The sequence below is a fragment of the Curtobacterium sp. MCPF17_047 genome (genome assembly GCF_003234045.1).
Taxonomy (GTDB): Bacteria; Actinomycetota; Actinomycetes; order Actinomycetales; family Microbacteriaceae; genus Curtobacterium.
In genome coordinates this window covers 245,269-266,730 of sequence record NZ_QKSF01000003.1, presented here as the reverse complement: position 1 = coordinate 266,730, position 21,462 = coordinate 245,269, and the positions used below count along the sequence as shown (strand labels likewise).

15 protein-coding genes and 5 tRNA genes are annotated in these 21,462 nt (G+C 72.4%); 13 read left to right on the top strand and 7 right to left on the bottom strand.

Annotated elements, in window-relative coordinates:
* Positions 1–151 precede the first annotated feature (151 nt).
* The 5 genes from DEJ33_RS05300 (at position 152) to DEJ33_RS05280 (ending at position 4,039) form a co-directional block, all read left to right on the top strand.
* Positions 152–1,495: a sensor histidine kinase gene (locus tag DEJ33_RS05300; RefSeq protein WP_111194407.1), complete on the top strand. Its 1,344-nt coding sequence runs from the start codon at positions 152–154 to the stop codon at positions 1,493–1,495.
* A complete protein-coding gene (locus DEJ33_RS05295; protein WP_111077753.1) occupies positions 1,492–2,166 on the top strand; it encodes a response regulator transcription factor in 675 nt (224 codons plus the stop codon). The genes DEJ33_RS05300 and DEJ33_RS05295 overlap by 4 nt, the downstream gene beginning before the upstream one ends.
* Before the next feature lie 129 nt (positions 2,167–2,295).
* Positions 2,296–2,889 carry a molybdopterin-dependent oxidoreductase gene (locus DEJ33_RS05290; RefSeq protein WP_111077754.1) on the top strand — a complete coding sequence of 198 codons (594 nt, stop codon included), beginning with the start codon at positions 2,296–2,298 and terminating at the stop codon, positions 2,887–2,889.
* On the top strand, positions 2,886–3,788 hold the full coding sequence (locus tag DEJ33_RS05285; RefSeq protein WP_309147009.1) for an FAD-binding oxidoreductase: 903 nt from the start codon (positions 2,886–2,888) through the stop codon (positions 3,786–3,788). Before DEJ33_RS05290 ends, DEJ33_RS05285 begins: the two co-directional genes overlap by 4 nt.
* On the top strand, positions 3,788–4,039 hold the full coding sequence (locus DEJ33_RS05280; RefSeq protein WP_111077755.1) for a DUF6510 family protein: 252 nt from the start codon (positions 3,788–3,790) through the stop codon (positions 4,037–4,039). The genes DEJ33_RS05285 and DEJ33_RS05280 overlap by 1 nt, the downstream gene beginning before the upstream one ends.
* 350 nt (positions 4,040–4,389) lie before the next feature.
* On the opposite strand, the gene DEJ33_RS05275 is transcribed toward DEJ33_RS05280, so the two are convergent.
* Positions 4,390–4,461 (bottom strand) — tRNA-Gly (locus tag DEJ33_RS05275).
* A 123-nt stretch (positions 4,462–4,584) separates the two neighbouring features.
* On the opposite strand from DEJ33_RS05275, the gene DEJ33_RS05270 reads away from it, so the two are divergent.
* Together DEJ33_RS05270 and DEJ33_RS05265 are read left to right on the top strand one after the other, a co-directional pair.
* Positions 4,585–5,982: a serine hydrolase gene (locus tag DEJ33_RS05270; protein ID WP_258378094.1), complete on the top strand. Its 1,398-nt coding sequence runs from the start codon at positions 4,585–4,587 to the stop codon at positions 5,980–5,982.
* A 75-nt stretch (positions 5,983–6,057) separates the two neighbouring features.
* Positions 6,058–7,461: a M20/M25/M40 family metallo-hydrolase gene (locus DEJ33_RS05265; RefSeq protein WP_111077757.1), complete on the top strand. Its 1,404-nt coding sequence runs from the start codon at positions 6,058–6,060 to the stop codon at positions 7,459–7,461.
* A 60-nt stretch (positions 7,462–7,521) separates the two neighbouring features.
* Here DEJ33_RS05265 and DEJ33_RS05260 read toward each other — a convergent pair whose 3' ends face one another.
* From DEJ33_RS05260 to DEJ33_RS05245, 4 genes are all read right to left on the bottom strand, one after another.
* Entirely contained in the window at positions 7,522–9,453 is a 1,932-nt protein-coding gene (locus tag DEJ33_RS05260) for a cellulose binding domain-containing protein (RefSeq protein ID WP_111194405.1), read from the bottom strand.
* 259 nt (positions 9,454–9,712) lie between these two features.
* Positions 9,713–9,787 (bottom strand) — tRNA-Val (locus DEJ33_RS05255).
* A 23-nt stretch (positions 9,788–9,810) separates the two neighbouring features.
* Positions 9,811–9,884, bottom strand: a tRNA-Cys gene (locus DEJ33_RS05250).
* A gap of 86 nt (positions 9,885–9,970) precedes the next feature.
* A tRNA-Gly gene (locus DEJ33_RS05245) sits at positions 9,971–10,042 on the bottom strand.
* Positions 10,043–10,290: 248 nt separating this feature from the next.
* Between DEJ33_RS05245 and DEJ33_RS05240 the strand changes: the two genes are divergently transcribed.
* The 5 genes from DEJ33_RS05240 (at position 10,291) to DEJ33_RS05220 (ending at position 16,639) form a co-directional block, all read left to right on the top strand.
* Positions 10,291–10,363 (top strand) — tRNA-Val (locus tag DEJ33_RS05240).
* A 142-nt stretch (positions 10,364–10,505) separates the two neighbouring features.
* Positions 10,506–12,041 carry a DUF3375 domain-containing protein gene (locus tag DEJ33_RS05235; RefSeq protein ID WP_220034442.1) on the top strand — a complete coding sequence of 512 codons (1,536 nt, stop codon included), beginning with the start codon at positions 10,506–10,508 and terminating at the stop codon, positions 12,039–12,041.
* A complete protein-coding gene (locus DEJ33_RS05230; protein WP_111194403.1) occupies positions 12,038–12,889 on the top strand; it encodes a DUF4194 domain-containing protein in 852 nt (283 codons plus the stop codon). Before DEJ33_RS05235 ends, DEJ33_RS05230 begins: the two co-directional genes overlap by 4 nt.
* A complete protein-coding gene (locus tag DEJ33_RS05225) occupies positions 12,886–16,251 on the top strand; it encodes an ATP-binding protein (RefSeq protein ID WP_111194402.1) in 3,366 nt (1,121 codons plus the stop codon). Before DEJ33_RS05230 ends, DEJ33_RS05225 begins: the two co-directional genes overlap by 4 nt.
* A 46-nt stretch (positions 16,252–16,297) precedes the next feature.
* On the top strand, positions 16,298–16,639 hold the full coding sequence (locus DEJ33_RS05220; protein ID WP_146242529.1) for a hypothetical protein: 342 nt from the start codon (positions 16,298–16,300) through the stop codon (positions 16,637–16,639).
* Positions 16,640–16,851: 212 nt separating this feature from the next.
* Here the strand turns inward: DEJ33_RS05220 and DEJ33_RS05215 are convergent, their stop codons facing one another.
* Positions 16,852–18,315: a peptide MFS transporter gene (locus DEJ33_RS05215; RefSeq protein ID WP_111194401.1), complete on the bottom strand. Its 1,464-nt coding sequence runs from the start codon at positions 18,313–18,315 to the stop codon at positions 16,852–16,854.
* Positions 18,316–18,547: 232 nt separating this feature from the next.
* Here DEJ33_RS05215 and DEJ33_RS05210 point away from each other — a divergent pair, with 232 nt between their 5' ends.
* On the top strand, positions 18,548–20,701 hold the full coding sequence (locus tag DEJ33_RS05210; protein ID WP_111194400.1) for an acyl-CoA dehydrogenase: 2,154 nt from the start codon (positions 18,548–18,550) through the stop codon (positions 20,699–20,701).
* Positions 20,702–21,164: 463 nt separating this feature from the next.
* On the opposite strand, the gene csrA is transcribed toward DEJ33_RS05210, so the two are convergent.
* Positions 21,165–21,416 carry a carbon storage regulator CsrA gene (gene csrA / locus DEJ33_RS05205; RefSeq protein ID WP_111044175.1) on the bottom strand — a complete coding sequence of 84 codons (252 nt, stop codon included), beginning with the start codon at positions 21,414–21,416 and terminating at the stop codon, positions 21,165–21,167.
* Positions 21,417–21,462: the final 46 nt, after the last annotated feature.

Here is a 21,462-nt window from a genome sequence, read left to right as displayed (position 1 = left end):
CAACCGCCACCGACCCGACCGCCGGCAGCACCGCCAGGACCGCCAGCACCCCCGGCGCGACTCGCGCCACCCCGCGCCGCACCCGCAGCACACGGGCCACGACGCACCGCCCCACCACCTGCCCGATCACCACCGGAGAGACCGCCCGCCCGTGACCCCCCGCACGCACCGGAGCGACCCGGACAGCGACGGCCCTGATCCCGCCGCGCGCACGACGTTCCGGATCCCCGGGACACGGCTACGGGCCTCCCGGTCGGTCGTCGCCACCCGCGGGTCGCTCGTCCTCGCGGCGGTCACGTTGCTCGCCGTCGGGGCACCGGTCGCGACCGTCGTGCACGGCGTGCCGGTCCCGCTGGCGCTGCTGGTGACCGCGGTCCTCAGTGCGACGCTCCTGGTGGCTCCAGCCCGGCCGCGGTCGGCGACCGCGGTCCACCTGATCGCCCTCACCGGGCTCGGGGTGCTGGCCGCCCCCGGTACCGCGGGGCCGTGGCCGCTGCCCGTGACCGCGATGATCGGCCTGTCGGTGCTGCTCGTCGTCCTCGGCCTGCGGACCCCGTGGCGGACGACCGCGGTCGCCTGGGGTGCCTCGACGGTCCTGACCCTGGTGCTCGTCGCCGCGACGCCCAGCCGGTGGGACCAGCCGGACGTTTGGGTGAGCACGCTCGTGGTGTCCGCGGGCAGCGGGCTGCTCATCGGGGCGGCCGCGGTCCTGCTCGGCCAGCGCCGGGCAGTGGGTGCCGAGCTCGTCGCCGCACGGCAGGACGCCGAGCAGCAGGCCGGTGCCCGCCGTGCCGTGGAGGAGCGCGCCCGGATCGCCCGGGAGCTGCACGACGTCGTCGCGCACAGCATGTCCGTCGTGCACATGCAGGCGGAGTCGGCGCCCTACCGCGTGACGGACCTGCCACCGGCGGCGCGGGAGGAGTTCGCGACGATCGCCGCGACCTCCCGCACCGCACTCCGGGAGATGCGACAGCTCCTCGGCACGCTGCGCGGCGACGAGGACGCCGAGCGTGCACCGCAACCGGGCCTGACCGACCTGCCGGCCCTCGTCGGCTCGACGCGCGCCGCCGGGCTCGCGGTCACCCTCGACGTCCGGGACGACGCAGCCACCGACGACGCAGCCGTCGACGACGCAGCCGTCGACGACGCAGCCGTCGACGACGCAGCCGTCGACGTCGGGGCCGTCGGCAGCGTCACGCAGCTGACGGTGTACCGCGTCGTGCAGGAGGCCCTCGGCAACGTCGTCCGCCACGCCCCCGGTGCCGACACCACCGTCATCGTCCAGGTGTCCGTCGCCGCCGTCGCGGTGGTCGTGACGAACGCCCGGGCCCCCCTCGCTCCCCCGCCCCCGGCCGACGACGGCGGGTACGGCCTCGCCGGCATGCGCTCCCGCGTCGCCGCGCTCGACGGGACGCTCGACGCCGGCCCCACCGCCGACGGTGGCTTCCGTGTCGCCGTGACCCTGCCCCGCCACCCGGACGGAGACCCCCGATGACCCGAGTACTCGTCGTCGACGACCAGGCCGTGTTCCGCACGGGACTCGTCGCGATCCTCGGCTCCCAGTCGGACCTCGAGGTCGTGGGCGAAGCCGGGGACGGTGCCCAGGCCGTCGCGCTCGGCATCGACCTCGAGCCCGACGTCGTGCTGATGGACGTGCGGATGCCGGTCCTCGACGGGATCGAAGCGACACGGCGGCTCACGGCAGCGCCGCGCTCGGGGCCGAGTCCGACGCCGGTCCGCGTCCTGATGCTCACGACGTTCGACATCGACGACTACGTGTTCGACGCGCTGCGGGCCGGGGCGAGCGGCTTCCTGCTCAAGGACGCGGGCGCCGAGGACCTGATCGCCGCCGTCCGGACCATCGCGGCCGGGGACGCCCTGCTCGCGCCTCGCGTCACCCGACACCTGGTCGAGGCCTTCATCGCGGGACCCCGACCTGCCGCTCCGCAGGCGGACGTGCTCGCGGTCCTGACCGGCCGCGAGCGGGACGTCTTCATGCTCATGGCCCGCGGGCGCTCGAACGGCGAGATCGGACGGGAACTGTTCATCGCCGAGCAGACCGTCAAGACACACGTCGGCCGGGTGCTCGCGAAACTGCAGCTGCGGGACCGCGTGCACGCCGTGGTCCTGGCGTACGAGTCGGGCCTGGTCACCCCGGCCGGTTGAACCCGTCATCGGCGCCGCGGCCGTCCGCGCGGCGGCTGACAAGAGCACGGCCGTGCGGCAGGATCGACACAGCAGGCGGATCGGGGCGGCAGCGGTCCCGACGCCGGTGACGACAGGAACGAGGACGCGATGGCCAGCTTCACCCGCGGGTTCGGCGGACGCCGCCGTGATGTCGACGACAGCAAGATCCCGCCCGGGCAGACACTGGTGCACGACTGGCCCGTGCTGTCGGCCGGTGCGACGCCGGAGATCGAACCGTCCGAGTGGAGCTTCTCGATCCGCACCGAGTCCGGCCTGCACTCGTGGACGTGGGACGAGGTACGGGCACTCGGGCTGGACGACATCACCGTCGACATCCACTGCGTCACGCACTGGACCAAGCTCGGCATGGGTTGGCGCGGTGTGCCGCTCGACAAGCTGTTCGCCGACATCGAGACGTCGCTCGACTTCTGCATGGTGCACAGTTTCGGCGGCTACACCACGAACGTGCCACTCGACGAGCTGCTCGAGGGGCAGGCGTGGATCGCCTTCGAGGCGGACGGCGAACCCCTCACCCCCGAGCACGGCGGCCCCGCACGGCTGCTCGTCCCGCACCTGTACTTCTGGAAGAGCGCGAAGTGGGTCCGCGGCATCGTGATGCACGCCGAGGACGAACCCGGGTTCTGGGAGAACGCCGGCTACAACATGCACGGCGACCCGTGGAAGGAAGAGCGGTACTGGTGACCCTCTCCACAGCCGACGACGCCCCCGGCCTGGAGGCCCGTCCCCCGTCCGCCCCGTCGGACCGGCCCGGTGCGGCACCGGCCGGGTCCGGTGCGGCACCGGCCGGGTCCGGTGCCGCACCGGCCTGGCCCGGTGTCGCCCCCGTCCGCCCGCTCCGGCGTCCCGCCTGGCACGCCGCCACGGTGGCGTCGGTGTCCCCGGAGACGCCGAACGCCCGACGCCTGGTGCTGGACGTGCCCACCTGGCCGGGCAACGACCCCGGGCAGCACCTGGACCTGCGGCTCACGGCGGAGGACGGCTACCAGGCCACGCGCTCCTACTCGATCGCTTCCTCCGGCGACGACTCCCGGGTCACGCTCGCGGTGGACCGGGTCGAGGACGGCGAGGTGTCCCCGTTCCTGGTCGACGCCGTCGAGATCGGGGACGCGCTCGAGGTGCACGGGCCCCTCGGCGGGTGGTTCGTCTGGCGTCCGGGCCCCGCGGCATCCGAGCCGCGCCCGGTGCAGCTGATCGCCGGCGGGTCGGGCGTCGTGCCGCTCCTGCCGATGGTCACCGCGCACGCAGCCGCTGGCGATCCGTCACCGTTCCGGATGCTCTACGCCGTCCGGACCCCGGAGGACGTCTTCTTCCGGCCGGAACTCGACGCAGCGGTGAGCGCTGCCGAGCACGCACCGTTCGTCCTCGACGTCGTCTACAGCCGCCGGACGCCGGACGGCGTGACGACCCCGGCCGGACGACTGACCCGGGAGCGGCTGGCGGCGTCGGTCCTGCCGCCCGAGGCCGGGGCCCTGGTGTACGTGTGCGGCTCGACACCCTTCGTCGAACAGGTGCTGCGCTGGCTCGGTGAACTCGGCCACGACACCACCGAGGTGCGTGCGGAACGGTTCGGAGGCTCGTGATGACGCTCGTCGACGGCAACGCCCTGGCCGGGGACCTCGCCGAGGTGCTCGGGGTCGACGCGACGTCCGCCCGGTTGCGCTGTTCCGGCTGCGGGACCACGGGCCTCCTGGCGGTGACCCGGGTCCACCGGACGGCGATGGGCAGTGTCGCCCGCTGCCGTGGGTGCGACACGGTGCTCGTGACCGTCGTCGACACCGGCGCGTCGCTGTGGGTCGGCATGCCGGGCACGAGAGCCGTCGCGACAGCCTGACCCCGTCGCCGCAAGTCGACAGGCCGACGGGCGGCGGATCGTGCGGGAAACCGCACGACCCGCCAGCGGGGCCTCCCGCTGGCCCTGCTGCTCCGAACAGATCCCCGGGCCCGCGTCCGGACGACCCATCCGGGGGCCACGACGAGGCGACGGCGCCTCCACGCCGGTGGGCGCGGGGACCCGAAGCCTGCGCCCGCCGACGTGCTCGTCGCCCGCCGGCGTGCTCGTCGACCACTGACGTGCTCGTCGACCACTGACGTGCTCGTCGACCACTACGTGCTCGTCGACCACAGACGACAGAACCCCCCGGCCGATCGGCCGAGGGGTTCTGGTTCCTGTGTTCTGTCCTGAGCGGATGACGAGATTCGAACTCGCGACCCTCACCTTGGCAAGGTGATGCGCTACCACTGCGCCACATCCGCACGCTGCCCACCAGGGTGACCAACATCCACCACTGTACCCGACGACCGACGCGATCCGGGCCTCCCGTCCGCATGTCGGGCGCGCCGGACGTTGCCAGCGACGACCGGACTAGGGTCTGCTCCGTGACGACGACGTTCCGACGCAGCACCCCGTCCGCCCTCGGCATCGACGCGACCGGGCTCGACCGCCTGGTCTCCGCGCTGGAGGGCGCGGACGGCGTTGAGCCGCACAGCGTCATGGTCCTCCGGCACGGCGCGGTCGCGGCCGAGGGCTGGTGGGCCCCGTTCGCCGCCGACCGGGTGCACCTGCTCTACTCGCTGAGCAAGAGCTTCACCGCCGCGGCCGTCGGCATCGCCGTGCGCGCGGGGCTGATCGACCTGGACGACACCGTCGTCAGCCACTTCCCGGAACTCGACGCCGAGGTGACCGACGAGCGCACCCGACGGATGCGGGTCCGGCACCTGCTGGCGATGGCGAGCGGGCACCGCACCGAGACCATCGACCGGGCGGAGGCGATCGACCCGAGGGACACCGTCCGCGGGTTCCTGCTCCTCCCGCCCGACGAGGAGCCCGGCAGCGTCTTCGCCTACAACCAGCCGTGCACCTACACCCTCGGCGAGATCGTCCGGCGGGTCAGCGGGACATCGCTCCTCGAGTACCTGCGTCCGAGGCTGTTCGCGCCACTCGGCATCGACGACTTCGCGTGGCGGCGGGACGACTCCGGCGCGGAACTCGGGTACAGCGGCGGCTACACGACCACGGAAGCGGTCGCCGCACTCGGCCAGCTGTACCTGCAGCGCGGGATGTGGGACGGGCAGCGCCTGCTCGACGAGGACTGGGTCGAGACGGCCACCAGCGTCCGGGTCGCCAACCCCGACGAGGAGAACCCGGACTGGTCGGCGGGCTACGGGTTCCAGTTCTGGATGGCGCGGCACGGCTTCCGCGGCGACGGCGCCTACGGCCAGTTCTGCGTCGTCCTGCCCGAACACGACGTCGTGGTGGCGATGACCGGTCAGAGCCTCGACATGCAGGCCGTCCTCGACGCGGTGTGGGAACACCTGTTGCCGGCGATCGACCGGCAGGGGGCCGAGACCGCCGACCCGGCCCTGCGCGAGCGACTCGCCAGGCTGGCACTCCCCCCGCTCGCCGGTGACGCGCTCGGAGTACTCACCCCGCTGCCCGAGGGCGGGTTCTCCGCCGCGTCCGGGTCGACGGGCATCGGAGCCGGACTGGAGGCCCTGCACCTGACCCAGGGCACCGAGCGCGGGTGGGTGCTCACCCTCCGCGACGCCTCCGGCGAGGTCGCGGCCCCGGTCGGCGACGGCACGTGGGCGGTGTCCGGTTCGACGGCGACCAGCGGCGCACGCGCCGGTGACGTCGTGTCGATCGACGTCCGGTTCGTGGAGACCCCGCACCTGCTGCACGTCCGGTGCGACCTGGCTGCGGGCACCGCCGCGGCGACGTGGGAGACGGAGCCGCTCCACGACGGCATCGCGACGCTGCACCGCCCGGTCGACTGAGCAGACCTCCGGCCGAGGTCCTGTGTGCGCGGATCCGGAGTCGCCTCCGACCGTCCGGTCTCTACGGTCGGATTGGTGGAACACGGAACGGACAGCGGCGGGGCGGACGTCACCACGAGCCTCCAGGCCGCGCAGGACACGATCATCGACCAGTTGTCGGAGTGGGTGCGGATCCCGTCCGTCGCCTCGCAGCCGGAGCGGGCGCTCGACGTCGAGCGCTCTGCGCGGTGGCTCGCCGGCGCGATGCGCGAGGTGGGGCTCCGGACCGAGGTGCTGCGGGCCGGGCCGTCACCCGCGGTGTACGGCGAGTGGCTGGTCGACCCGTCGCTGCCGACCGTCCTGGTGTACAGCCACCACGACGTCCGGCACGCGAAGCCCGAGGAGTGGATGGAGACGGCGCCGTTCGCACCCGTGCTCCGCGACGGCCGACTGTACGGCCGCGGCGCGTCGGATGCGAAGGGGCAGGTCATCGCACACCTCTGGGCGCTCCGGGCACACCTGGGGACCCGGGACGACGGCCAGCCTGCGGTGAACCTCAGGTACCTCGTCGAAGGTGAGGAAGAGCTCGGGTCGTCGCACTTCGCCGCGCTGCTCGAGAGCGACCCCGAGCGGTTCGCCTGCGACGTCGTCGTCTTCTCGGACACCCTGCAGTGGAAGAGCGGCAACCCGGCGGTCGTCACCTCGATGCGCGGCATGACCGGAGCCACCCTGACCGTCACCGGCCCGGCTCGGGACGTGCACAGTGGGGCGGTGTCCGGGCCGGCGCCCAACCCGGTGCACGCGCTCGTCTCGGTGCTCGCGGCTATGCACGACGACGAGGGTCGCATCGCCGTCCCGGGGTTCCTCGACGACGTCGACGAGCTCACCGAGGAGCGGCAGCAGGAGCTCCGTGACCTGGACTTCGACACCGACGTGTGGCTCGAGCGGACCGAGACCCGGAGCGTCGTCGGCGAGCCCGGACACACGATCGAGGAGCGACTCTGGGCGCGCCCGTCGATCGAGGTCCTGACGCTGCTCGCCGGTGACCCGACCGGGTTCCCCCGCGCCGTCATCCCCAGCGAGGCCACCGCTGAGATCAGCATTCGGACGGTCCCCGGTCAGCACGTCGACCGTGTCGCCGAGCAGATGCGGGCCTTCGTCGCCGAGCAGATGCCCGACGGGGTGACCTACCAGCTCGACATCCCGGAGGAGTCCGGCCAGGACCCCTACGTCACACCCCCCGGTCCGGCCGCCGAGGCCCTGGTCCGAGCGATGGAACGGGGGCACGGCACCGAGACGGCGGGACGGATGGGGAACGCCGGCGGCGGGCCCGCGGAACTGCTCGGACGGGTGCTCGACGCGCCGGTGCTGTTCATCGGGACGGGGCTGCCGGAGGACCACTGGCACTCGAGTGACGAGAGCATCGAGGTCCAGATGCTGCTGGACGGGGCGGCCTCGATCGCGTTCCTGCTCGAGGAACTCGCCGACGCGTTGCGGTGACGGGCCGCGTGCCGCCGCCGTCGGTGCCGCTCCGCCTGCTCAGCGTGTCGCGCCGCCTGCTCAGCGCGTCGCGCCGGTGACCACCGCGTGCGCGAACGACCACTTTGCGTCCCGGACCCCGGAGCACATGTAGGCGCCGATGGACGGGTTGCAGGGCTGGTCGCGGGTGGCCTCCCAGTAGGACAGCACCTCGATGCCGTTCGCGACCGACCAGGCCGCCAGGTCCTGGGCGTCCGTGCGGGTGAAGACCTCGCCGGTGTCGTTCAGGCCGACCATCGGGGTGATGCCGATCATCGACAGTCGGGCCGAGGCGCTGAGTCCGGCGTAGGCGGGGATCGTGGCGAGCTGACTCGCGGTCGCCAGGGCGGCGGACCTCGCGGCCGGACCCATCGGCTGGGCCCCCTGTCCGTAGTCCATCGCCATGAGGTTCACGGCGACCGGACGGACACCGGCGACGGTGAGTCCCCGGACCGCGGCGACGCCCTCGCCGAGGAGTCCGGTCGGCATCACCGGCAGGGTGAGCGAGACGTCGAGGTGGCGTCCCTTCGCCGCCTGCGCGGCGACGACCCGGGCGATCGCGATCGCGCGGCGCTGGTTGGCTGCCGTGTCGCCGAGCGCCGTGCCCTCGATGTCGAGGTCGATCCGGTCGACGCCGAACCGGTCGACGACCTGCTGGTAGGCGGCCTGCAGCTTCACGGGGTCGGTGCACCGCAGGGCGAGCTCGCTGTTCACCGCGCCGCCGAACGACACCACCACCTGTCCGCCGCTCGCCTGGAACGCGGCGATGTTCCCATGGAAGTCCTGCGGGCCGCCGATCCGGTAGGCGTCGAAGCCGGCCCAGGCCGGCGTGCAGGCACTGCCGCCGTTGTCCGACACGACGAACGCCAGCGTGAAGGCACGCATGCCGGTCTGCTCCGCGAAGGTCCGCAGGTCCGCGGTCGGCCAGAGCCCGAGGTCGACGTACGGGGCGATCAGGGTCCGACCGGCACGGGGCTCGGTCAGGGGTGCCGGGACCGCGATCGGCGCAGGCGCGGGGGTGCTCGTGGCCGGCGTGCCGGACGGGACGCCGCTCACCGTGCAGGCGACGTCCGTGCCGGTGGGCAGGTCGAGCACGGTGCACGCGGTCGGGAGGACGCCGGCGCCCCCCGCGGTCTTCGAGGTGAGCCCGAACGACGTCGCAGCACCGGCGTCGAGCGAGCCGGCGTAGGACGGGGCGGACGCGATGAACCCGCCGGGCGTGGCACTCGCGGTGGCGTCCCAGATCGTGTCGACGGTGGCGGCGTAGGTGAACCGGATCCGCCACGGAGCCAGGCGCAGCGCGGTCCGGTTCGTCACGCTGACCGAGGACTGGCTGCCGGTCGTCCAGGTGGCGTTGTCGAGCCAACCGACCGCGACCGTGCCGTCGCGCCCGGTGGCCGGCTTCGGCGTGGGAGCGGGCGTCGGTGCTGGCGTGGTCGTCGGCTTCGGTGCTGGCGTGGGCATCGGTGTCGGTGTCGGTGTCGGTGTCGGTGTCGGCGTTGCCGGGGGTTTGCCCGGCGTCGCCGCTCCACCGTTGACCGAGCACGGCAGGGCCGCTCCGACGACCGTGCACGAGGTCGGCACCGTCTTCGCCTTCGCGACCGTCCGCGAGTCGATCCGGAAGGACGCCGTCGCCCCCTTGGCGATGTCCGGTCGTGCCGTCACCCCGGCGACCGTGAGCGCCCCCTTCGCGCTCGAGACCTTGCGGACGTCGCGGAACGTCCGCGCGTCGGATGCGTACGCGAACTGGATCGTCCACCCACGCCAGGTGGCACCGGACCCGTTCGTGACACCGACCGTGGAACGGAAGCCGGTGGCCGTCACGGCGCTGTTCTTCCACGACACGGACACCTTCGGACTCGCCGCTGCGAGGGCCGGCACCGCGGTGACCGTCGTCGCGCTCACCGTGGTCGCGAGCATCGCCAGGAGCACCGCCGCGGGCAGGAACCGTCGCATCGGGGTCGGACGCCGCATGGTGCCACTCCTCGGGTCGGGAACCGCCCGCCGCCCCTCGGGCCGGGCGTCACGTTCCGTCAGCCCCTATCGGCAGTCCCCCCGGATCCGTCGGCGCCAGCCGCAGAGTTCTCGGACGGGAGCGGCCGTGCGGAACCATCGTCGTCTCGCCCCTCGCCCCTCGCCCCTCGCCCCTCGTTCCGTGTCGACACGGTCGCACGAGGTGTCCCGACGGCGGGAACGACGAAAGCCCCCGGCATTCCTGCCGGGGGCTTCTTCGTGGTGGGCGATACTGGGATCGAACCAGTGACCTCTTCCGTGTCAGGGAAGCGCGCTACCGCTGCGCCAATCGCCCAGATGAGTTCCGCCGGAGCGGACTGGAGGTGGGGACGGGATTCGAACCCGCGTGGACGGCTTTGCAGGCCGCTGCCTCGCCTCTCGGCCACCCCACCATCAAGGTCCACGTCTGGCGTAGTACCCGATCGGTGGGATACCTCTTCTGGAGAGTTGCTGTCTTCCGGAGAAGACAGGCACCTCGAGCGGATGACGAGATTCGAACTCGCGACCCTCACCTTGGCAAGGTGATGCGCTACCACTGCGCCACATCCGCATGGTCTGACCTGAGTCACACCGGTGTTGTCCGACCCGCTCTCGCGGCGACTCGTAAACTGTACCCAGTTCACGCTGTTTCTCCAAAACCGGTTCCGTTCACCGGGCGTGTCCCCCGGGTTCATGCGGATCGGCGGGGTCTCCACGGGCCTCCAGTGCGCCCGCAAGGCCGGCGACGCGCGCGACGAGTGGCCGGTGTTCCGACCACGGCCGGACATCCGCTACTATCGATCCGCACGCAAGTGCGAGGGGCGATTGGCGCAGTTGGTAGCGCGCTTCGTTCACACCGAAGAGGTCATCAGTTCGAGTCTGGTATCGCCCACGTGCCCGTTCCGGGCAAGCAGAACACCCGAAGAGCCCGACGCCACCGCGTCGGGCTCTTCGCATCCCACGAGCCGTTCAACCACGAGCCGTTCAACCACGACCCGTCCGACCACACGACCCGTCCGACCACCAGGGGCAGCATGACCGACGTCGACCTCGAGTTCGCCCGGGTCCGCCAGGTGCTCGACCGTCCGACGCTCCGCCTGATGTCCCGTCCGACGAGTGCCGCGGTCGTCTCGGTGTTCCGCACGGTGTTCGACCGCGACGTGCAGTACGTCCCGGCTGACCGGATGCACCTGCAGGTCGAGGAGCACGTCGCCCGACTGCAGGCGACCGGTGCGCGGGTGCCGGCGGGCGACTCCCCCAGCGGGGACCTGCCGGCGGGCGAGGCACCGCGTCCCAACGGTCGGTCGCTCTGCCGCGAGTGGGTGGCGGCACAGTGGCTCGTCCGCTCGAACTCCCCCGACGGAGACGAGCAGTACAGCCTGACGAGCCACGCCCTCGAAGCGCTGAGCCTCATCGACGCGCTGTCGTCCGAGCGCGCGCTGATCAGCGAGAGCCGCCTGGCGATGATCGTCGACGCCGTGCACCGTTGGGCCGCCCGTGCCGAACCCGACCGGGACACCCATGTCCGCCGGCTCGACGCCCAGATCGCGGAGCTGCAGGCCGAGCGGGACCGCCTGGCCCGCGGCGACGAGGTCGTCACGGTCGACGAGGACCGGATGCGCGACGGCTACACGAACCTCACCGACCTCATCCGCCAGCTCCCGAGCGACTTCAAGCGCGTCGAGGAAGCCGTGGCGACGATGCACCGCGAGATCGTCGAGGACTTCCGCCAAGAGGTCCGTCCGATCGGTGAGATCCTGGACGACTACCTGGCCCGGACCGACAACCTCATGGAGTCCACACCCGAGGGCCGGGCGTTCCAGGGGGCCTTCGAGCTCCTGCGCGACGACGCGCTGCTCCTCCGGCTCCGCGACGACATCACCACGATCCTGGAACACCCGTTCGCGAGCTCGCTCAGCGCGACCGAGCGCCGGACCTTCCGGGGCACGGTCGGCATCCTCCGTCAGGGCATCGAGGACGTCCTCGCCCAGCGCCGGATGCTCACCGCCACGCTGCGCGACCAGATCGTCGCGCACGACGTGGTGCGGGACCGCGAACTCGACGCCGTGCTGCGTTCGGTGAACCGCGGACTCGCGGCCTGGATGGACACCGGCTCGGCGCGCGACCGGGTCCCGCTCGGCCTGCTGCCCCCGTCCGCCGCGGTCGGGACGCTCCGCGAGAAGTTCCACGACCCGGATTCCGAGTCCGTGCCACCGCCGATCGAGGAACCCGACGACGACGTGTTCGAGGACATCGACGTCGAGTCGCTCCGCCGCCACGGCGGTCCGCTGCTCGCCGAGCTGCGCGACGCCCTGGCGCACGCCGCGACCGGCTCGAGCGTGGAGGCCTTCCACGCGCTGCCCGCCGAGCAGCGCCGCCCCGTCGAGCTCTTCGGACTCGCCCACCTGCTCACCGGACACCCGGACTTCGAGGCGGGCACGGCCTCCGCGCCGCACCACACCGTCCGCCCCGACGGCGAGCCGGTCACCTTCCACATGCCCACCGCAGCACTCGCCCCCGCGGGCGATGCACCGGGCCCCGACGACGAACCCGGCCAGGAGGCACGGTGAGCGACACGACGCCAGCACCCGTCCACGACGAGGTCGCGTTCGAGGACGCCTCCGGCGTGGACGCCGACGGAACCGTCGACTTCGCCGGCGAATTCTCCGGCGAATTCTCCGGCGACGCACTCGCGGAGCGTGACGAGAGCACGTTCGCGCTGTTCGAGGGCGACGAGGGCCGCCTCGACGAACCGCAGCGCCGCGCCCTGGTCGCCCTGCTGCGGCACCCCTACGTCAGTGCCCGCACGCACGTGGACGAGTGGCGTGCGGTCCTGGACGCCGAGCACCAGCTCCGGTCCCGACTGAACGACCTGTTCCTCGAACTCCACGTCGACCGGGACCGCGAGGTCGCCTTCAAGCGCCAGGCCCGCTCCGAGAGCACCCGCCGCGGCTTCCCGACCCTGCTCCGCGACGCCCCGTACACCCGCGAGGAGACGATCGTCCTCGTCTACCTGCGGATGCGACTGCGTGCCGACGCCCGTCCCGGCCCCGACCAGGTCGTGGTGGACCGGACCGAGATCCTCGGGCACGTGTCCGGCTTCCGACCGGCGACCGCGACCGACCGCACCCGTGACGAGGCCCGCGTGGCGAAGGCGGTCGAGCGACTGGTGACGGCCCGGGTGCTGCTGAAGACCTCCGACCCGGACCGCTTCCGGATCGCGAGCGTCGTCGAGGTCCTCCTGCCCCTCGAACGACTGGTCGAGCTCGACACGTGGTTGACGAGCACCACGCTGCGGAACGCGACCACCGACGGTGGTGCGGCGTCCGACGAGGGTGATCCGACCCTCCTGACCGATGACGACACGGACACCGACACCGACACCGACACCGACGAGACCGAGGAGGACCGCGCGTGAGCACCGTCGACATCGACACCACGGGCATCCCCGCCCTGTTCGACACCGTCGCGCAGTGGCGCGCCGAGTCCATGCAGGTCGTCAACTGGGGCGGTTTCCAGGGCCACCGCCAGGTGGAGCTCTCCGGGACGGCGACCCTGATCTCGGGTGCCTCGGGGACCGGCAAGTCGACGCTGATGGACGCGTACCTCGCGGTGATGATGCCGTCCGACGTGCCGTTCAACGGCGCCTCGAACGACGCGACGACCGGCCGGGCGCGCAGCGCGGACCAGCGCAACCTGCTCACCTACCTGCGCGGCAAGGTCGACACCCGGCGTGACCCGGAGACCGGTGCGCTCAAGGACGTCACGCTCCGCGGCGACGAGCAGACCACGTGGGGCGCCGTCGCGGTCACGTTCCGGAACGACGACGAGCGGCGGTTCACGGTCCTCCGCGCCTACATCGTGCCGCGCCGTGCCCGTGGTGTGGCGGACATCCAGATGACCATGGCGACCGTCGACGACGTGTTCGACCTGCGCCGACTCGAGGACTTCGTGCCCTCCCGGTTCGCGCACCTGGAACTCACCGGCCGGATCCCGGGGCTCGTGATCCGTGACACCTACCAGGAGCTCGCGTACACGCTGCAGACCCGGCTGGGCATCGGCGACTCCGGCGGCGGGAACCGCGCCATGCGCCTGCTCGCCCGCATCCAGGCCGGTCAGCACATGCCGACCGTCGACGCCCTGTACAAGTCGCTCGTGCTCGAGACCCCCGGCACCTACGAGGCGGCGGACCGCGCGCTCGCCCACTTCGCCGCCCTCGACGAGGCGTACGAGGCGATGGACACCGAGGAACGCAAGGTCCGCATCCTCTCCCCCATCAGCGAGCTGCACGACGAGATCGAACGGTCCCGGGCGGCAGCGGCGGCGCTCGACGGCATCGCGACCGGCGCGGACGTCTCGCCCTTCGCGCACTGGACGGCGTCCCGCAAGCGGGAGCTGCTCGACCTCGAGGTCGAGCGGAACACCCGCGAGCGGACCGCCACCCGCGCCGAGGTCGAGGCCGCCTCGGCCCGGCACGCCGCGGTCGAGGTCGAGCTCCGCGACGCGGAGGCCCGACTGCGCGATTCCGGCGGCAACGCGCTGGCGCAGCTCGAGGACCGCATCGACCGCGGGACCCGGGAGCGCGCCGCCGTCGCCCGCGCCCGCGAGGTCTTCGACGAGCGCACCGCGCCCCTCGGCGAACCGTTGTCCAGCGAGGCCGAGTTCACCGAGGCCCAGCGCGCCAGCCACGAGTTCCTCGGCACCTACCCCGCTCGGCGCGACGACCTCGACAGCCGCCGCGACGCCCTGACCCGCGAGGAGTACCCGCTCCTCGACCGCGAGCGGACCCTGCGTCAGGAGCGTCGGTCGCTCGAGCACCGCCAGGGCGCCATGCCGCTGCCGATGCACGAAGCCCGCGTCGCGATGGCCCGCGCCGCCGGCATCGACCCCGCGGAGGTGCCGTTCGTCGCCGAACTCCTCGACGTCCTGCCCGCCGAGGAGCAGTGGCGCACCGCGATCGAGTCCGTGCTGGCCCCGGTCGCCCGCACCCTGCTCGTCGACGAGGACCGCCTCGACGACTTCAGCGCCGCGATCGACGCGCTGCGTCTGCCCGTCCGGGTGCAGTTCGAGGGCGTCCCGATGGGTCCGCACATCGACCTGCCCGGCGACAGCTCGATGGTCTCCGGCAAGCTCGCGATCAAGCCGTCGCCGTTCAGCACCTGGGTCCGCGAGCGCATCGAGTCCGACCGGATCGACGCCCGCTGCGTCGAGGACGCCGCCGACCTCGGCGGGGGTGGCCGACGCGTCACCGTCGCCGGGCAGCTCCGCGACGGCCGCCGCGGCGCACACGGCGACCGCCGCCAGGCGAACGTCATCGGCTTCACGAACGAGTCCCGGGTCCGCTCCGTCGAGACGGAGCTCGCCGAGATCGCCGCCGACCTCACCGCCCTGGAGGCCCGCCGCACCGACATCGCGCAGGACCTGGCCGCCCTCGACACGCTCCGCACCGCGCACCGACACCGCGTGGACGTCACGTGGGACGCCGTCGACGTGGCCGGCGCCGACGCGTCGCTCACCCGACTGGAGGACGAACGCCAGGCGCTCCTGGCTGCCGACGACGGACTGCGGACTCTCCGCGCGTCCGTCGCCCGGCTCCGCGCGGCACTCGACGACGCCGCCGACCGTCGCGCCGCCGCACGGCTCAGCGTCAAACGTCTGGAGGAACGACACGCGGTGCTCGTCGACGGCCAGGACGCCGCCAGCGAGATCCTCGAACGGTTCACCGACGCGCCCGAGCGGCTGCCCGACGAGCAGCAGGAACGTCTGCTCGCCGAGGCCTTCGACGAGGTCGGGGCACCCGAGGGCGTGGACGGTTTCGACGACGCGACCAAACGCCTCCGGCGGCGACTCGAGGAGCGCCTGTCGCAGGCCCTCGACGGTGCCGCGACCGCCTCGGTGGCACTCACCACGACGTTCGAGCGCTACCAGGACGCCTGGCCAGACCCGAACCTCGGCACCGGGGTGGCGTCGTACCCCGACTACCGCGCGATCCTCGACAAGATCGTCGCCACGGGCCTCCATGCGCGACGCAGCGAATGGCGTCGACGGCTGTCCCAATGGAGCGGCGAGGACCTCGTGCCGCTCTCCGGCGCGTTCGACCGCGCGGTCGTGGAGATCGAGGAGCGCCTCGAACCGGTCAACGAGATCCTGCGCGACCTGCCGTTCGGTGCGAACCGCGACCGGCTGAAGATCGTCATCCGCCGCGTCACGCGCGAGGACGTCACCCAGTTCCGCAGGGAGCTCCGCGCCCTGTCCGCCTCGGTCGACACCGAGCTGACCGACGACGTCCTCGAGACACGGTTCCGACGCCTGCGCCGGTTCATGGCCGTCATCCGACCCGACCCGGAGTCCCCGCGCGGGCGCACCACGCAGCGGGACGCCGTCCTGGACGTCCGTCGGCACATGGAGATCACGGCCGTCCGTTACGACACGGCGGGTGACGACCTCGGCGTGTACTCGTCCCTCGGTGACAAGTCCGGTGGCGAGACGCAGGAGCTCGTGGCGTTCATCGTCGGTGCGGCGCTCCGCTACCAGCTCGGCGACGAGACCCGGCCCCGACCGCGGTTCGCGCCGGTGTTCCTCGACGAGGCGTTCATCAAGGCCGACTCGGAGTTCGCCGGCCGTGCGGTGACCGCGTGGCTGCGACTCGGCTTCCAGCTCGTGGTCAGCGCGCCGCTCGACAAGGTCACGGCCCTGGAACCGTCGATGGAGCGGCTGCTGTCGATGCGGAAGCACCCGGACACCGGCTACTCGTCCGTCACCCAGATCCGGCGGGACTGAGCACGGTCCAGGCTCGCTGCCGGGGGTCCGGCGGTAGGGTCGTGGCGTGTTCGGACGTCGCGCTCCCCGCCCTGCTGCTCCCGACGACTCCGCCGGAGCGGTGCCGCCGGACGTCCCGGTCCTCGGCATCGGTGCCGTCGTCCGGGTGGTCCCGTCGGACCGCGGCGACCAGTGGGCGGACGACCCGATCGGGTTGATCGTCGCTCCGGGAGGCGCGCAGCTCGCCGGGTACGCCGGTGCCGGGGTCCGCGTGGCCTGGGTCGTGGAGTTCGACGAGCCCGCCTACACGACGGACGGCCGCGGCCCGTTCGAGCGCGCGACCGTCCAGAGTCGTCAGTTGGTGCCGGTCCCGATGGAACCGGAGACCGTGGACGCCGGAGCGTCCTGACCGGTCAGTACTCTTCGGAGCCGGACTTCATCATGGCGGCGAAGGCCAGGCAGGTGCCGAACCCACCGAGGACGCCGATGCCGATGATGATGCCTGCGATGAGCTCGAGCATGGGGGTGACTCCTCGTGATCTGGTGCCGGTCTGGCGGGCCGGTCTGCTGCGCTCCAGGCTACCGGACCGTGCCCGTCGGACGTGCGGTGCCGCGCGTCAGCTAGCGGATGCCGCGCATGAGTTGCAGCACCGGCCGAGCGATCACCAGCAGGACGACACCGACCACGACGGCGACCAGGCCGAGGACCGTGAAGTACGGCGCCTCGTGCTCCGGGTCGTAGTACCGGGAGAGCACGCCGGTCAGCGCGGTGCCGAGCGACACGGACAGGAAGAACAGCGCCACCATCTGCGTCTGGAACTTCGGCGGCGCGAGCTTCGTGGCGACGGACTGCCCGGTCGGTGACAACAGCAGTTCTGCGACGGTGAACACGAGCAGGATGCCGACGAGGGCGAGCAGCGGCGTGCCGTTCTCACCGGTGCCGACGAAGGGCAGGAAGAGCAGGAACGCCACGCCCATGATCCCCGTCCCCAGGCCGAACTTCGTCGGCGTGGACGGTTGGCGGTCGCCCAGGTGGGTCCAGAGTGCGGCGAAGAGCCCCGACAGCACGATGATCATGACCGGGTTGATCGACTGCGCCCACGACACCGGCATCGTGAAGCCGAACAGGTCACGGTCCAGGCGCTGGTCCGCGTAGACCGTCACGACGGTGAACTGCTGCTGGTACAGCGACCAGAACACCGCGCTGCCGATGAACAGCGGGATGAACGCGAACACCCGGGAGCGCTCGTCGGGGGTCAGGCCACTGGACAGGATCACGACGAAGTAGGCGATGGTCGCGACGACCACCACGACCACCACGACGACCGGCAGCGTCGACACGGTCAGCAGTCCGGTGAGCACGGCCACCGCGATGACGACCAGTCCGGCGACCGCCACGACGACGGCCAGCGGGTAGCGCGAACGCGGCAGCGGGTTCGTCACCTTCTGCACGGCGTCGGGCAGGTTCCGTCGGCGGATCGCGTACTGCACGAGTCCCGCGGCCATCCCGACCGCGGCGAGCCCGAAGCCGTAGTGGAATCCGAGCGTCGACTGCAGCAGTCCGGTGAGCAGTGGCCCGGCGAAGGCGCCGAGGTTCACACCGAGGTAGTACAGCGAGAAGCCGGCGTCGCGCCGCGGGTCGTCGCGCGTGTAGAGCGAGCCGACGATCGTCGTCGCGGTGGCCTTGAGGCCGCCGGAGCCGAGCGCGATCAGCACGAGCCCGACCCCGATGCCCGCGACCCCGGGGACCAGGGCGAGCGCGATGTGACCGAGCATCACGACGACGGCGCTGCCGAAGAGCGTCCGGTCGGCGCCGATCAGGCGGTCGGCGACCCACGCGCCGAGGATCGTGAAGAGGTACACCGAGCCGCCGTAGGCGCCCATGATGCCGTTCGCCAACCCCTGGTCGATGCCCAGGCCACCCCGTGTGAGCGAGTAGTACATGTAGAGCAGGACGATGCCCTGCATGCCGTAGAACGAGAAGCGCTCCCAGAGCTCGACGGCGAACGGTGTGGACAGCTCGAACGGCTGCCCGAAGAAGGTGCGTCCGCTGCCGCGCCGGTCCGGCTCCGTGGTGCTCGACATGCCGGCCAGTGTGCCCCCGGAACGAGGTACACGCCGAATCCCCACCAGGGTCCCCACGGATGTCCCGGGCGGGTCTTGGAGGGTTCCCACCAACGACGAGGATCAGCCGACCGGACCGGTTGTGGCCCTGGCACGGCTGTCATGCCATCCGCAACACGGGTGCCTACGCTGGCGTGGTCGGACCGCCCTGCAGTGACGCGGTCCGTCCACCGTGCAGTTCAGGAGGCACCCGATGGTCGACACCGCACCAGTCCGCAGCAACACCGAGCGCCGTCCGAGCAGCGCCGGTCCGACCGGCACGCCGGGCTCGGACACGCGAGCCTCCGGCAGCGCGCCGAAGGCCGACGCCACGGGCGACCCGGCAGCCGGCACCCCGACCGGCGGCACGGACACCGACGTCCGGATCGACGTCGACCTGCTCGCCGAGCACCTGCTCGGTCGCTGGGCCGAAGACCGCCGGATCTCCCGCCGACTGGCCCGCGACCCCGCGCTGCACAAGATCGAGGGACAGCCGATCGCCGAGCACCGTGCCCGGGTCTTCGAGCAGCTCCGCATCCTGGTCGACGCCGGGGCGATCCAGCGTCCCTACCCGCCGGAGTTCGGCGGTCAGGACAACCACGGCGGTAACCTGGCGGCGTTCGAGGAACTGACCGTCGCCGACCCGTCACTGCAGATCAAGGCCGGCGTGCAGTGGGGTCTCTTCGCCTCGGCCGTGCACCACCTGGGCACCGAGCGGAACCACCGCGAGTTCCTGCCCGGCATCATCGCCTTCGACGTCCCCGGCTGCTTCGCGATGACCGAGACCGGCCACGGCTCCGACGTGCAGAACATCGCGACGAGTGCGACCTACGACCCGGAGACGCAGGAGTTCGTCGTGCACACACCCTTCCGCGGTGCGTGGAAGGACTACATCGGCAACGCCGCCCTGCACGGCAAGGCCGCGGTCGTGTTCGCCAAGCTCGTCACGCAGGGCATCGACCACGGTGTGCACGCCTTCTACGTCCCGCTCCGCGACGACGACGGCTTCCTGCCCGGGGTCGGCGGCGAGGACGACGGGGTCAAGGGCGGACTGAACGGCATCGACAACGGCCGGCTCTGGTTCGACCACGTCCGGATCCCCCGCACGAACCTGCTCAACCGCTACGGCGACGTCGCCGAGGACGGCACGTACTCCTCGCCCATCGAGTCCCCCGGCCGGCGCTTCTTCACCATGCTCGGCACGCTCGTGCAGGGCCGGGTGTCGCTCGACGGTGCCGCGGTCGTCGCGCAGAAGGTCGGGCTGCAGATCGCCCTGACCTACGCGATGCAGCGTCGGCAGTTCCCCACCGGTGACGGGCAGGAGGGTGTGCTCCTCGACTACGGCCGGCACCAGCGCCGTCTCATCCCGCGTCTGGCGACCGTGTTCGCGCAGTCCTTCGCCCACGAGAAGCTGCTGCAGACCTTCGACGACGTGTTCAGCGGGCGAGCGGACACCCCGGAGCGTCGCGAGGACCTCGAGACCCAGGCAGCGGCGTTCAAGTCCATGTCCACCTGGTCGGCACTCGACACGCTGCAGGAGTGCCGCGAGGCGACCGGCGGCGCCGGGTTCCTCGCCGAGAACCGCATCACGGGCCTCCGCGCCGATCTCGACGTCTACGTGACGTTCGAGGGCGACAACACCGTCCTGCTGCAGCTCGTCGGCAAGCGTCTGCTCACCGACTTCCGCAAGGCCGCACCGCGCGGAGCCGCGTCGACCGCGAAGTTCGTCGCGACCCAGGTCGGGTCGAAGCTCGCCGATGCCACCGGCCTCCGCCGGCTGGGCCAGACCGTGTCCGACCGCGGTTCGCTCGCGGCCTCGGTGGCCGACCTGCAGGACAGCGGGACGCAGCGCGCGCTGCTCGCCGGGCGCGTCGAGACCATGGTGACCGAGATCGGGATGCGCCTCCGCACCGCCGGCAAGGACCGTGCCCGCGCGGCCGTGCTGCTGAACCGGTCACAGCACGAGCTCATCGAGGCGTCGAAGGCGCACGCCGAGCTCATGCAGTGGGACGCCTTCACCGACGCGATCGCCGACGTCCCGCCGGGTGACACCCGGACGGTGCTGGTCTGGCTGCGCGACCTGTTCGCCCTCGGGCTGATCGAGCAGCACCTCGACTGGCACCTGCTGCACGGTCGGCTCTCGGCGCAGCGTGCCCGAGCGGTCTCGGCGTACGTCGACCGGCTCGTGGCGCGGATCCGTCCGGTCGTCCCGCAGCTCATCGAGTCCTTCGGGTACGAGCCGGCGCACGTCCGCTCCCCCATCGCTGCCGGTGCCGAGCAGGCACGGCAGGACGAGGCCCGCGCCTGGTACGCCGCCGAGCGTGCTGCGGGTCGGCTCCCCGAGCAGGAGAAGAAGCCCCGGCCGTAGGCGCGCGGCGCGGCGCCCGGCGCGGCGCGCGCGGCGCGCGCAGCGCCCGGCGCGGCGAGGACCCGCACAACAGGAACCGGCCCGAACCGCGCTACACCGCGGTTCGGGCCGGATGCCGTTGGGCGCAGCCGAACGGCGCCGCGCTCGGCCGGCCGGCGGGCGGCACTGCCGCCGGGGTACCGCCGGGCTGCCGCCAGCTGGCGCGGCGAGGACCCGCACAACAGGAACCGGCCCGAACCGCGGGACACCGCGGTTCGGGCCGGATGCCGTTGGGCGCAGCCGAACGGCGCCGCGCCCGGCCGGCGGGCGGGCGGCACTGCCGCCGGGGTACCGCCGGGCTGCCGCCAGCTGGCGCGGCGAGGACCCGCACAACAGGAACCCGGGCGAACCGCGGGACACCGCGGTTCGAGCCGGATGCCGTTGGGCGCAGCCGGGCGGCGCCGCGGCAGCAGGCCGCAGCGCGTCAGTCGGCAGCGGGGGGCCGCGGGGCGCCGAGTGCGGCCCGCAGGCGTGCTTCGGCGTCGTCGTCGGCGCCTGCGGCAGCGGCGACGTTCGCCTCGGCGACGGCACGGACGACCTCTTCGCGCTGGATCTTCACGCCACGCGGGGCGTCGATCCCGATGCGGACGCCGTCACCGCGGGAGTCGAGCACCGTGATGACGATGTCGTCACCGATGAGGATCCGCTCGCCGACCTTCCGCGTGAGTACCAGCACCGCACCAGCCTAGCGACTCCCCCGCCGCCAGCCCGGCAGCGACGAG

Coding starts and splice junctions, on each gene's coding strand:
- DEJ33_RS05295 (WP_111077753.1), top strand. CDS start 1,492: ATGACCCGAGTACTCGTCGTCGACGACCAGGCCGTGTTCCGCACGGGA.
- DEJ33_RS05260 (WP_111194405.1), bottom strand. CDS start 9,453: ATGCGGCGTCCGACCCCGATGCGACGGTTCCTGCCCGCGGCGGTGCTC.
- DEJ33_RS05215 (WP_111194401.1), bottom strand. CDS start 18,315: ATGTCGAGCACCACGGAGCCGGACCGGCGCGGCAGCGGACGCACCTTC.
- DEJ33_RS05280 (WP_111077755.1), top strand. CDS start 3,788: ATGACGCTCGTCGACGGCAACGCCCTGGCCGGGGACCTCGCCGAGGTG.
- DEJ33_RS05290 (WP_111077754.1), top strand. CDS start 2,296: ATGGCCAGCTTCACCCGCGGGTTCGGCGGACGCCGCCGTGATGTCGAC.
- DEJ33_RS05210 (WP_111194400.1), top strand. CDS start 18,548: ATGGTCGACACCGCACCAGTCCGCAGCAACACCGAGCGCCGTCCGAGC.
- DEJ33_RS05235 (WP_220034442.1), top strand. CDS start 10,506: ATGACCGACGTCGACCTCGAGTTCGCCCGGGTCCGCCAGGTGCTCGAC.